This is a genomic window from Halomonas sp. CSM-2 (assembly GCF_002119345.1).
GTDB classification, from domain to species: domain Bacteria; phylum Pseudomonadota; class Gammaproteobacteria; order Pseudomonadales; family Halomonadaceae; genus Vreelandella; species Vreelandella janggokensis.
In genome coordinates, this window is sequence record NZ_NBYR01000001.1 from 146,328 (window position 1) to 158,661 (window position 12,334).

10 protein-coding genes are annotated in these 12,334 nt (G+C 57.2%); 9 read left to right on the forward strand and 1 reads right to left on the reverse strand.

The window, feature by feature from the left end; genetic code table 11:
• The first annotated feature begins 33 nt into the window (after window positions 1–33).
• The 9 genes from B7L15_RS00705 (at window position 34) to B7L15_RS00745 (ending at window position 11,539) form a co-directional block, all read left to right on the forward strand.
• Window positions 34–513 carry a TRAP transporter small permease gene (locus B7L15_RS00705; RefSeq protein ID WP_085917132.1) on the forward strand — a complete coding sequence of 160 codons (480 nt, stop codon included), beginning with the start codon at window positions 34–36 and terminating at the stop codon, window positions 511–513.
• Window positions 503–1,810, forward strand: coding sequence for a TRAP transporter large permease (locus B7L15_RS00710; RefSeq protein WP_085917133.1), 1,308 nt, complete (start codon window positions 503–505; stop codon window positions 1,808–1,810). Before B7L15_RS00705 ends, B7L15_RS00710 begins: the two co-directional genes overlap by 11 nt.
• A 280-nt stretch (window positions 1,811–2,090) precedes the next feature.
• Window positions 2,091–3,077: a TAXI family TRAP transporter solute-binding subunit gene (locus B7L15_RS00715; protein WP_085917134.1), complete on the forward strand. Its 987-nt coding sequence runs from the start codon at window positions 2,091–2,093 to the stop codon at window positions 3,075–3,077.
• 149 nt (window positions 3,078–3,226) lie between these two features.
• A complete protein-coding gene (locus B7L15_RS00720; protein WP_085917135.1) occupies window positions 3,227–5,830 on the forward strand; it encodes a TRAP transporter permease in 2,604 nt (867 codons plus the stop codon).
• A 12-nt stretch (window positions 5,831–5,842) separates the two neighbouring features.
• A complete protein-coding gene (locus B7L15_RS00725; protein ID WP_085917136.1) occupies window positions 5,843–6,271 on the forward strand; it encodes a universal stress protein in 429 nt (142 codons plus the stop codon).
• Window positions 6,272–6,286: 15 nt separating this feature from the next.
• A complete protein-coding gene (locus B7L15_RS00730; RefSeq protein ID WP_085917283.1) occupies window positions 6,287–6,805 on the forward strand; it encodes a molybdopterin-dependent oxidoreductase in 519 nt (172 codons plus the stop codon).
• Window positions 6,795–9,029: a hybrid sensor histidine kinase/response regulator gene (locus tag B7L15_RS00735; protein ID WP_085917137.1), complete on the forward strand. Its 2,235-nt coding sequence runs from the start codon at window positions 6,795–6,797 to the stop codon at window positions 9,027–9,029. Before B7L15_RS00730 ends, B7L15_RS00735 begins: the two co-directional genes overlap by 11 nt.
• The gene (gene nosP, locus B7L15_RS00740) at window positions 9,010–10,173 is read left to right on the forward strand and encodes a nitric oxide-sensing protein NosP (protein WP_085917138.1); all 1,164 of its coding nucleotides are present in this window, start codon (window positions 9,010–9,012) and stop codon (window positions 10,171–10,173) included. The genes B7L15_RS00735 and nosP overlap by 20 nt, the downstream gene beginning before the upstream one ends.
• Entirely contained in the window at window positions 10,145–11,539 is a 1,395-nt protein-coding gene (locus B7L15_RS00745; RefSeq protein ID WP_254902817.1) for an ATP-binding response regulator, read from the forward strand. Before nosP ends, B7L15_RS00745 begins: the two co-directional genes overlap by 29 nt.
• Before the next feature lie 2 nt (window positions 11,540–11,541).
• Here the strand turns inward: B7L15_RS00745 and B7L15_RS00750 are convergent, their stop codons facing one another.
• Window positions 11,542–12,231, reverse strand: a complete 690-nt coding sequence (locus B7L15_RS00750; protein ID WP_085917140.1) for a LuxR C-terminal-related transcriptional regulator — start codon at window positions 12,229–12,231, stop codon at window positions 11,542–11,544.
• Window positions 12,232–12,334: the final 103 nt, after the last annotated feature.

Below are 12,334 nucleotides of genomic sequence, written 5' to 3' on the forward strand. Positions count from 1 at the left end.
GTCAAGGCTGGGAGTTTTCGTTGTGAGGCTGCCATGAAAGGCTTTCCTGATGCGCGCCCTGAGCGTTGGCTGGGCGCGCTGGCATTGATCATTATTGCATTGATTAGCCTGGGCAATGTGATCACGCGCTATTTAACCGGCGGGTCGTTTTCCTTCACCGAGGAGTTTTCGGTGTTCCTGCTGGTCGTGCTGACCTTCGCCGGGGCGTCGGTAGCGCTGCGACGTAACCGTCATATCCGAATCAGCTTCCTGGAACGCGCACTGCCGTTTAAGTACCGCCGTGCGTTGATTCTGTTTCAAGCGCTATGCGGTGCAATTGTACTGGGCTTGATCACTTGGTATGGCGGCAAGCTTGCCTGGCAGGAATACCAGTGGGAGTCGCTTTCGCCTGGGCTTGGCCTGCCGCAGTGGTGGTATATCGTCTGGCTGCCGGTGCTTTCCGCGGCCATGCTGTGGCGTTTGCTGGAGCAAACCCGTGACCGTTTGAACGGGAGGTTCGGCGATGACGCCTGACGTGTGGATGATTCTGGCGTTTGCAGGATTGCTGATCGCGGGCGTTCCGGTGGCGTTTTCGCTAGCGCTTTCGGGCGCGGTGGGGATCCTTATCGGGCTGTCGCCGGATATGCTGGCAACACTTGGTACCAACACCTACAACAGTATTGCCAAATACCCGCTCATCGCCATTCCGCTGTTTATACTAACCGGGCTGATTTTCGAGCGTGCCGGTGTCGCGCTGCGCCTGGTGCGCTTTGCCCAGGCATTGATTGGCCCGCGCCACGGGGGGTTGGCGCTGGTCGCGGTGCTGGTGTGCATGATTATGGGGGGCATGAGCGGTTCTGGCCCCGCAGACGCGGCAGCCGTTGCCATGGTGATGTTGCCGAGCATGACCAAGGCAGGCTATCCAAAGCCGTTTTCCGCCACATTGATTGCGGCCTCGGCCTCCACCGCGATTCTCATCCCGCCCTCCGTCGCGCTGATTCTCTACTCCATTGTTGTGCCGGGTGTTGATCTGCGTGCCTTGTTTGCCGCCGGGTTGTTTCCGGGTGTGCTCGCGGGTTTGGCGCTGTTGCTACCGGCACTCTTGGTGTCCAGACGCTATGGCTGGGAAGGCGGGGCAATGACGGAGGGTGCTGAGCAGTTGAGTGTACGGGACACCTTCCGGCAGGCATTGCCCGCCTTATTCGCACCGGTGCTGATTCTTGGCGGGCTGCGCTCCGGGCTCTTTACCCCGACAGAAGCGGCGGTGGTGGCGGTGGCCTATGGCGCCGTCGTCGGACTTTTTCTTACCCGCGAGCTGTCATGGCGGGACCTGTGGGAACTGTTTGGCGAAGCAGCCATTATCTCGGGCGTGGTGATGCTGATTATTGCCCTGGCGGGTATTTTTGCCTGGGCCGGCACCATGCTGGGTACATTTCGGCATCTGGCGGAATGGATTATTGGGTTGACCGATAACGGCGTTCTGCTGCTGATTCTGGTGATGCTGGCCGTCCTGGTGGCGGGAATGCTGCTGGATGCGATCTCGATTTATCTGATCATGATGCCGATCCTGATTCCGGTCATGCAGCACTTTGAATGGAACCCCGTGTGGTTCGGCATACTGCTGGCCATGAACATTGCCATCGGGCAGTTTACACCGCCGGTGGCCGTGAACTTGATGGTCACGACGGAGGTGGCCAAAATCCGCCTGGAGCAGACCTTGGGCTGGGCATTGTTGTTCGTGGTGGCCATGGGCTGTGCATTGGCATTGGTGGCCATATTCCCAGGCATTGCGCTGTGGCTACCCCGTGTTCTGGGCTATAACGTTGATTGATATCGATTGGCCTATGCCAAAGCGGAATGACGGTTAACGCTCCCTAAACGGTGAAGATCGCTACACTGGGTTTACAGGTTGGTAAACGAAGTTTGCTGGTTTGATGTATCTGGTTTCGCCAACGAGGTTTTTTTTCGCTAAAGTAGTGAAAGCCGACAGAAGCTGTCGATGCTGATAACAGATTGTCTTGAAAACGTTTTGGATCCTTAAGCCTGCATGATTAGCGCGCAGGTGGGGCCAACGCACAATGCTCATAACATCAAGATAAAGAGGTGTGTTCATGAAACGCCATGCATTTTCTACCGCTGCCTTCTCAGGCACGTTACTCGCTGCTACTGCCTTTGCTTCTCCCGCAATGGCACAAGAAGACGAACAATTCATTACCATCGGTACCGGTGGCCAGACCGGGGTATATTACGTCGTCGGCCAGTCCGTCTGTCGCCTGGTCAACCGCGGCAGCGACGAGCACAACATCCGTTGTAACGCGCCATCAACCGGTGGCTCGGTGGCCAATATTAACGGTATTAAATCCGGCGAGCTGAATATGGGCGTTGCCCAGTCCGACGTTCAGTACCAAGCCTACAATGGTACCGGGAATTTCGAGGGGGATGCGTTTGAGGACCTGCGTGCCGTCTTCCGTATCCATGGCGAGCCGTTGACGCTGCTGGCCCGCGCGGACTCGGGTATCGAAACGCTGGATGATCTCGAAGGTAAGCGCGTTAATATCGGCAACCCGGGCTCAGGTCAGCGCAACACCATGGAAGTGGTGATGGATGCCAAGGGCTGGGACGAAGACACCTTCTCCCTGGTCTCTGAGCTGGACGCCGCTGAGCAGGCTGCTGCACTGTCTGACAACAACATCGATGCCATGGTGTATGTGGTCGGTCACCCGAACGGTTCTATTCAGGAAGCCACCACCACGGTGGATTCACACCTGATCCCGATGAACGACGACGATATTCAGGGCATTGTTGACGAATATCCCTACTACTCCACGTCTGTGATTCCTGGCGGTCTGTATAAAAACAACCCTGATGACGTAGAGACCTTCGGTGTGGCGGCGACGTTCGTGACCTCAGCGGATGCCGATGACGATGTGGTCTACGAAACTGTTAAAGCAGTATTCGACGACTTCGACCGCTTCAAGCGTCTACACCCTGCCTTCGAAAATCTGGATGCCCAGGACATGGTGACGCAAGGCCTGTCTGCACCTCTGCATGACGGTGCCAAGCGCTACTACGTAGAGCAGGGCTGGATCGAAGAGTAAGGTTATCGGTACTGGGTGTTAATCACCGATTGAAAGATGCGCGCGGTCTCTCACGGGGCCGCGCGCTGTGTTTGGAATGTCGCCTGGATTGATCCAGGGCTTCTTATTGGCATTCCTCATTGTCATCCAAATTTTTGCAGGGCATGCATATGACAACGGATAACACCAAGACCGGTGGGTCAAATGTTGATCTTGAAGATCTGGTGGCCTCTACGGACTCCGGGTCTCGTAAACCGGCCGGAATGCCTGGCAAGCTGCTGGTAGGGATTGCGGCGGTGTGGTCACTTTTTCAACTGTGGATCGCGTCGCCATTGCCTTACATCTTCGGCTTCGGGGTGTTTAACGCGACGCAATCCCGTTCGATTCATTTGGCCTTTGCGCTGTTCTTGGCGTACATGGCATATCCTGCGCTCAAGCGGTCGCCCCGCGACCGTATTCCACTGCAAGACTGGGTGCTGGCGGCGGTGGCCGCATTTTGCGGCGCCTACATGTTCATCTTTTACGAAGGCTTGTCGGAGCGTCCTGGTGCTCCGCTGCTGACCGATGTCGTCGTCGGTGTGGCGGGGATTTTGCTGTTGCTGGAAGCGACACGACGTGCGCTCGGGCCGCCACTGATGATTGTTGCCTCCGTGTTTTTGTTCTATTCGCTGGCCGGGCCCTGGATGCCGGGCATGCTTGCCCATGGTGGCGTGAGTCTTTATGGACTGGTTAATCATCAATGGCTAACTACCCAAGGGGTATTCGGTATAGCGCTGGGGGTGTCCACCAGCTTTGTCTTCCTGTTCGTATTGTTTGGTGCGCTGCTGGATAAAGCAGGCGCGGGTAACTACTTCATTAAAGTCGCGTTTTCGTTGCTTGGGCACTACAAGGGCGGCCCGGCCAAGGCGGCGGTGGTGGCGTCGGGCATGACAGGCTTGATTTCGGGCTCTTCGATTGCCAATACGGTGACCACCGGCACCTTTACCATTCCCATGATGAAGCGCGTGGGCTTTTCCTCGGAGAAGGCCGGTGCTGTCGAAGTCGCCTCCTCTGTCAATGGTCAAATCATGCCGCCGGTCATGGGGGCTGCTGCGTTTCTGATGGTCGAATACGTGGGCATTTCGTATGTAGAAGTCATCAAGCACGCATTTCTACCTGCGTTGATATCCTATATTGCGCTGATTTATATCGTCCACCTGGAAGCCCTGAAAGCCAATATGCAGGGGCTTGAAAGCAGCAACCCGCCAAAGCCGCTCGTTCGCAAGGTGACGGGCTTTCTGGCTGGCCTGTTGCTGATGATGGTCACGGCACTTGCGGTATATTACGGCCTGGGCTGGTTGCAGCCCCTGCTGGGCCCGGCGGCCCCCTGGGTAATTGGTTTAGTGCTCGCGGCGGTTTATGTCGCATTGCTCAAACTGGCTTCGGGCTACCCTGAACTGGAAGTCGATGATCCCAATGAGCCAGTGGTCAAGCTACCGCAAACCCGCCCTACGGTGCTGGTGGGGTTGCAATACATTCTGCCCGTGATCGTATTGGTATGGTGTTTGATGGTAGAGCGCCTGTCCCCCGGGCTTTCAGCCTTTTGGGCCACGGTGTTCATGATCTTTATCATGCTGACTCAGCGTCCGATTACCGCGTATTTTCGTGGCCGTAGCGATATTGCCTACGACCTGCGTGAAGGCGCTATTGACCTGTGGAACGGACTGGTGACCGGCGCTCGTAACATGATTGGTATCGGCATTGCGACGGCGACGGCGGGTATCATTGTCGGTGCGGTTTCCCAGACAGGGGTCGGACTGGTGTTGGCCGATGTGGTCGAAACCCTGGCAATGGGCAACCTGTTGCTGATTTTGCTGTTTACCGCGGTACTCAGTTTGATCCTCGGCATGGGGCTGCCGACCACTGCCAACTACATCGTGGTATCGGCCCTGTTGGCGCCAGTGATTATTCAATTGGGGGCTCAGAATGGCCTGCTGGTACCACTGATTGCCGTGCACCTGTTTGTGTTTTATTTCGGCATCATGGCGGACGTTACGCCACCGGTGGGGCTTGCCTCGTTTGCGGCAGCTGCAGTGTCAGGAGGCGACCCGATTCGCACTGGTTTCCAGGCGTTTTATTACAGCCTGCGTACCGCCGCGCTTCCGTTCCTGTTCATCTTCAACACCGACCTGCTGTTGATTGACGTGACACCGCTGCAAGGGATATTGATCTTTGTGGTGGCGACCGTGGCGATGCTCATCTTTGCTGCCGCCACTCAAGGCTTCATGATTACGCGTAACCGCTGGTATGAGTCGGTCCTGTTGCTCGTGGTGGCCTTTGCGCTTTTCCGTCCAGGCTTTTTCATGGACATGATTCACGATCCTTATCGGTCTACCGAGCCCACCGAGTTTGTTGAAACCCTGGGTAACGTCGATGAGGGATCGTCGCTAAGAGTCCAGATTAGCGGCCTGGATGATTATGGTGATCCCATGACGACCTATATTCTGGTGCCTGTGCCGGAGGGTGATAGTGGACAGGAGCGCCTGGATAATCTGGGGCTGATGCTGCTGACAGAAAACGATGAAGCTATCGTCGATATGGTGACCTATGGCAGTGATGCGGCAGACCTGGGCTTTGATTTCGATCAGGAAATCGTCGAAGTACTGGCACCGGTGGACCGCTGGACAAAAGAGTGGATCTGGATTCCCGCTCTCGGCGTGTTCGCCCTGATCGTCATGCTACAGCGCCGTCGGCGGGATGCCGATGGTCGCACTACCAAGGCTAATGCCGCGTGAGGAGGGGCTGTCATGTACCACAAAATTTTACTGCCCGTTGATCTTAATGAAGAAAGTTCATGGAGCAAGGCGTTGCCCACGGCCATTGAGCTGTGCCAGACGTTTGACGCGTCGCTACACGTGGTGACGGTGCTGCCGGACTTTAAGATGCCCATGGTGGGGGCTTATTTTCCTAAAGACTTCTCCAAGAAGGCGCATGAGGCCGTCAAGGATGCGCAACATGCGTTTATAGAGCAGCACGTGCCTGAGACAATCAATACCCAAAGCGTGATTGTCGATGGCTCACCATGGGAGGCGATCATCAAGGTCGCTAAACAGCTGGATATCGACCTGATCGTCATGGCCTCGCATACCAAGCGCAAGTTTGTCGATTACGTACTTGGGCCTAACGCCGAGCATGTGGTACACCATGCGAAGATGTCGGTCATGATTGTCCGCTAGTTGCCCGAAGGGGATATCGCAGTGAAGGCGTTTTTATTGAGAGTCGTCCTGCTGGCGTTCAGCATTCCGCTGGCGGGGGCCGCGTCCACGTCAGTTGAAAGCCATGCGCCGACAGGTCCGGTGATTCTTAAAGTTGTGGGTGATATTGCCCGCACAAATGTCGATGACGAGGCGCATTTTGATCGCAAGATGCTGGAGCAACTGCCGCAGCATGATTTTGCCACGACCACGCCCTGGACCGACAGCCGGAATCATTATGAAGGCCCGCTAATGCGCGACTTGCTGGCGCATCTGGGGGTGGAGGATGGCAACGTCAATGTACAGGCGCTTAATGGCTACCAGGCGGAGATTCCGGTCAGTGATTTTTATGACTACGATGTCATTCTTGCGCTGAAGCGTGACGGTGAAGCGATTCCCATCCGTGAATACGGCCCGCTTTGGGTGCTTTATCCCTTTGATCAGGATGAGGCCTTGTTGAGTGAGAAAATGCGTTTTCGAGCTGTCTGGCAGGTGATGCTCATTAATGTCCTCTAGCGCTCCCACGACGCATTATCCTCGATTACTGCGCTATCCATGGCGCTTCAAACTGGTTGCCATGGCCGCGGTGGTGCTGTTTGCGGCAGCCCTGGTCGTGGCGACAATCGCCGCCTGGCGGCAAGATAACCTGACCCAAACCCTGCGTGAAGACACCTCCTGGGTGGTTTATAAACTGGACCGTGATGCGGTCCAGTTGCTCAACCAGCTACTCAACGCGACCCGGGGGCCAATAGCACCGAGTGCTCAGGATGAGTTGGAACTGAGATTTGAGCTGCTCTATAGCCGCCTCAACTTGCTCAATGAAGGGGAGGTCAGCGAGTTGCTCAACCGCATTGAGCCTGCACGTCAGCTGCTCAATGACATCCAGCAGCAGCTAGACACTCTCGACCCGATGTTCGAGCCGCACGAAGATCTCGAACAGATGCCTATCACCGCACTGGAAACCGAACTGCAAGCACTGACGCGGCTCACCGAACGGCTGGTGATCACGATCAATGGCTTTCTGGCAGAGTCCGCCACTGAAGAGCGAGCCCAGCTTAGCCTGCTTTACAAGCTGTTGATGAGCTTGATTATGGCGATGAGCCTGGCGGCATTGCTGGTGGTGGTCTTTCTGGTAAGGGAAATGCGTGAGAGCGCTGCAGCCCGGCGAGACCAGGAAACGCTTAGTCGCCAATTGGAAGTCACTGCCGAGCAGGCCCAGGCAGCCAATCAAGCGAAATCCGATTTCCTTGCCATGGTTAGCCATGAAATTCGCACGCCGCTCAATGGCGTTATCGGCATGAGCGAACTGTTGCGCGAGCCCGCCAATCGGGTACAGGTTGAAGATTACGCCAACACGATTTACGACAGCGCCAATCAGTTACTGGCGATGATCAATGAAATTTTAGACTTTTCCAAAATCGAGGCCGGTCATCTTCGCCTTGAAACGGCAACTACTGCGGTCAAGCCGCTGGTCGAAAGCGTCGTGGCATTGTTCAAGCCAAGGGCCGAAGCTAAAGGGCTGATGCTCACTATCGATGTGGATGAGCGGGTGCCTGCCTGGGTAATGGTGGATGCTGGTCGTTTACGGCAAATTTTGCTCAACCTGCTGGCCAACGCGATCAAGTTTACCGATGACGGAGTGGTCTCTGTGCGGGTCTCTGCCACGGCTGATCATTTATTCTTCGATGTCATCGATACGGGCTGTGGCCTGAGCGATGTACAACAACAGCGTCTTTTCGAACCTTTTCAGCAGGCCGATGCATCGGTCGCCCGGCGGTTTGGCGGCACTGGTCTGGGGCTTGCCATTTGCAAACGGTTAAGTCATGCCATGGATGGGCAATTGCGTGTTGATAGTCAGCCGGGTGAGGGCAGTACCTTCCGCTGCCAACTACCCCTGGAGGAAACGACGCCCCATCAGCGTCCGGAGCTGCCATCGCCGTCGACCCAGCACCATTTCCCTGATACGTCACTACTACTGGTGGAAGACAACGCTATCAACCGCAAGGTCGCCATTGAGTTGCTGGCGCGCTTGGGCTGCGATGTGGTCTGTGCAGAAAGTGGTCATGATGCACTGGACATGGTAGCGGCTCAGCGTTTCCACCTGATTTTCATGGATATTCAACTCCCCGACATGGATGGCCTGGATGTCACCCGAAAGCTACGAGCGCAGGGGGGGTGGCTGGTCGAGGTGCCCATCGTGGCCATGACCGCCGGTGGTGTTGAGGATGACCGGCAGCGTTGCCTGGATGCGGGCATGAACGACTACATCACCAAGCCGCTGTCAACGAGTGCGTTGAGCAACGTTCTCGCGTTTCAGCTGGGTGAGTCCGGTGCCGCTCCCGTTCAGCCCCAGACGTCGTCAGGCGGCGATAGCCTGCTCAACGGCGACACCCTGGGCAGCCTTGTCCAAACCCTCGATGAAAGCCATCTGCGTGAGCTGATTGCCCTGTACCACCGGCAGGTTGAGGATTATCTGGCGCAATTTACGACTTACCTCGGGTTTGAGACGTTGTCTGATGAGCACGCCGAACAGGTCGCTCGTCTGGCCCACCAACTGCGCGGTGAAGCGCTTAGTATCGGGGCTCAGCAGGTAGCGCAGCATGCAAAGCAACTCGAGATGCTGGTCGTCAAGAGGCCTGCTCCCGGCGAGTTGCATCAAGCCTTGAGTGCGCTGCGTCAAACCGCAGCACGTACGCATTTGGCGTTGGAGAAATGGCAGCGTGACGACTTCTCTCTCTAACCATGGCACGGTGGTCGTCGCCAGCCGATCGGCAAATGCCGAGCAGGCTGTACAAGTATTGGCCGAGGGCCTCAGTCATGCCGATCTTGGCGGCGTTATTTTTTTCTGTAGTGCCGAATATGATCTGGAGCGACTATCGGCTGCGCTGGTCCATGCGTTTCCGGCGGTACCAGTCAGTGGCTGCACCACAGCAGGTGAGATTACCCCCGAGGGGTATGATCGCGGCAGTATTGTCGCGATTGGCTTTGATCATCGGGTGTTCGCCATGGAAACGTCGCTGGTCAATGACCTGGACCGCTTCGCGTTGAGCGACGCCCAGCCGCTGGTCGATGACCTGATCGAGCGCTGTCGCCGTCGAGCGTTGGCACCGGTGAACGAGCATAGTTTTGCGCTGACCTTGCTGGACGGACTATCAAGCCGCGAGGAACAGGTGCTGGCGACGCTGGACGCGGCCCTGGGGCGCATACCCAGTTTCGGCGGTTCCGCCGGTGACGATAACCACCTTGCCAATACCCATGTGTATGCCAACGGGCGCTTCCACAGCCGTGCCGCCGTGGTTGTGATGATCAATACGTGCCTACCGTTTGAAGTATTCTCTACCCACCACCTATTGCCGCTGAGTCATAAGCTGGTCGTGACCGAAGCTGACCGTGAACGCCGCCGCGTGATGGAACTTAACGGCCTTCCTGCGGCCAGTGTCTACGCCGATTTGGTAGGCGTCTCGCTTGATGCCCTCGTACCCGAGGTGTTTGCACGGCATCCTCTTGCGGTGCAGCTTGGGGGGCAGCATTTCGTACGCTCGATTCAGCGCGTGAATGACGACGGTAGCCTAAACTTTTACTGTGCAGTGGAAAACGGCATTGTACTGACGGCAATGCAGCCCGCCCCGTTGCTGGATGATCTCAATCGCATGCTTGACGGGGTAACGGCACGATTGGGGCCGCCATCGCTGATGATTGGCTGCGACTGCTTTTTACGCCGCATGGAGCTGGAAGCCGTCGATCATCTCGAGCAGGCCTCGGCGCTGCTGCGTCGATCGCGGGTGGTGGGATTTAACACCTATGGTGAGCAGCACCATGGTATGCATGTCAATCAAACCTTTACAGGAGTGGCGCTTGGCACTCTTCCAGTTCTCGACGGGTGATGACACGACACTCAGCCCCGAAGCCTTACGCGAAGAAAATCGCCGTCTGCGCAAAGTGTGTCAGGCGCTCATGAGCCGTGTGGAATCGGGCAGTGGTGCCGATGGTGCCCCGTACGCGGCTTTCGAGCGCTCTGTCCTGCTGGCCGAACAGGTCAAGGAACGTACCGATGCGCTGCACCGTGCCCTGGACGAGCTGGGGGAGGCCAACGCGCATTTGCAGGCGGCAAAAGCCGACGCTGACGCCGCCAACCTGTCAAAAACCAAGTTTCTTGCTGCCGTCAGTCACGACCTGCTGCAACCGCTTAACGCTGCCAGGCTGTTTGTCAGTGCCTTGGAATCTCATTCCTTGCCCGAGGCATCGACGACGCTGGTCGGCCATGTGGGGCGTTCATTGAAAGATGTTGAAGGACTGCTGGGCACCCTGGTGGATATTTCGCGCCTGGATGCCGGGGTGCTGCACGCCGACAAGGCACCATTTGCGGTCAGCACTCTGCTGGATGCCTTGGCAGAGGAGTACCGTCAGGTGGCAGCAGTGCGTGGCTTGAGTCTGCATTACGTGCCGTCGCATGTCATGGTGGAGTCAGACCTGGCGTTGCTGGCAAGGGTGGTCCGTAATTTCTTGAGCAACGCCGTGCGCTATACCGAGCACGGCCACGTGCTATTGGGTTGCCGCCGCCGCCCCGAGGGCGTCGAAATCATGGTCGGTGATACCGGCCCGGGGATTGCTGAACAGCAGCGCGAGGCGATCTTCCTTGAGTTTCAGCGCGCCCCGGACGCTCAGCGCCATCATAGTCGAGGGCTGGGTCTCGGCTTAGCGATCGTCGACCGTATCAGTACCATGCTGGATCAACCGGTAACGCTGGCCTCTCGGTCTGGGCATGGATCGCTGTTTTCAATCACCGTGCCTTATGCATCTTCCCGTGTCGCCTTGTCTCAAACGAGTCCCGAGCAGGGAGGTGCTCTGGGAGACGATGATCCAGGGTCTCCGCTTGCTGAATGCGTGGTGTGGGTCATCGATGACGATGAGGCGATTATCGACGGCATGCAGGCGCTGCTGGGGGGCTGGGGCTGCCGGGTCAGGGCGGCGGCCACGGCCAGTGCTCTTGAAGCCACCAGTGACGGCGAGACCCCTGACGTCTTGCTGGTCGATTATCATCTTGGCGATCACCGGGAAACAGGCCTGGCACTGGCGGCGCGCCTGCGCCGTCGCTATCCAGGCTTGGCGGTGGTGGTGATTACCGCCAACCATGATGCGCAACTCAGCCGTTCCGCCCGCGAGGCGGGCATGCACTGCTTGTTGAAACCGTTAAAGCCGATGCGCCTGAGGATGCTGCTGGTCAGTTTGTTAACCAAACGGGAGAGGTGAGGTTAACGCGTCGTTCGACTGGCCAAATAAAGCGGCAGGTTATCCTCGCCCGCCATCACGATGGCATGGACACGGCTGGTCGCTTCCAGTTTGCGCAAGATCGCCGAGACGTGAGTTTTGACAGTCGTCTCGGCAATATCCAGTTCGCGGGCGATCAGCTTGTTCGACATGCCCTGGGTCATGCAGCGCAATACCTCAAGCTGCTTATCGGTCAACTGAGTGAGCCTTTCACCGGCCAGGCGCTCGGCGGCTGCCGATCCTCTGGATTTGGACGGGGGTGTTGCTGATGGTGGGCGGCGCATGACATCGGAAGGCAGATAGAGCTGCCCTTCAAGAATCTGGGTGAGCGCATTGAGCATGACCTCCCTGGGGGTTGATTTGGGGATGTAGCCCACGGCGCCCAGGCTGATCGCATCCAGCACTAACTGACGCTCCTGATGGGCCGAAATAATCGCCACCGGCAGCCAGGGAAACGCTTCGCGCAGGTGGGTCAAACCGTCTAGCCCTTCCGCATCGGGTAAGCTCAGGTCGAGCAGCAGTAAGTCCAGGCCGTCGTGCTCGCTAATCAGGGAGATGGCGGTGGCGAGGCTATCGGCTTCCAACAGTTGGCTATGTGGCAAGCCGCTGCTGACCACGACCTGCAGCGCGTCGCGAAACAGCGGATGATCGTCTGCCACCAATAACGAATACATGGCGTCTCCTACCAAGGGATGAGGGCGCATCCTGCCAACGGGGTATGTCGCGTTGCGCCCGTCTGACCAACACTGCATGAGCAACCTTTAATAATCATAATAC

Excerpts from the sequence above, each read along its gene's own strand:
- B7L15_RS00705 (WP_085917132.1), top strand. The coding sequence starts at position 34 with ATGAAAGGCTTTCCTGATGCGCGCCCTGAGCGTTGGCTGGGCGCGCTG.
- B7L15_RS00710 (WP_085917133.1), top strand. The coding sequence starts at position 503 with ATGACGCCTGACGTGTGGATGATTCTGGCGTTTGCAGGATTGCTGATC.
- B7L15_RS00725 (WP_085917136.1), top strand. The coding sequence starts at position 5,843 with ATGTACCACAAAATTTTACTGCCCGTTGATCTTAATGAAGAAAGTTCA.
- B7L15_RS00715 (WP_085917134.1), top strand. The coding sequence starts at position 2,091 with ATGAAACGCCATGCATTTTCTACCGCTGCCTTCTCAGGCACGTTACTC.
- B7L15_RS00750 (WP_085917140.1), bottom strand. The coding sequence starts at position 12,231 with ATGTATTCGTTATTGGTGGCAGACGATCATCCGCTGTTTCGCGACGCG.
- B7L15_RS00720 (WP_085917135.1), top strand. The coding sequence starts at position 3,227 with ATGACAACGGATAACACCAAGACCGGTGGGTCAAATGTTGATCTTGAA.
- B7L15_RS00735 (WP_085917137.1), top strand. The coding sequence starts at position 6,795 with ATGTCCTCTAGCGCTCCCACGACGCATTATCCTCGATTACTGCGCTAT.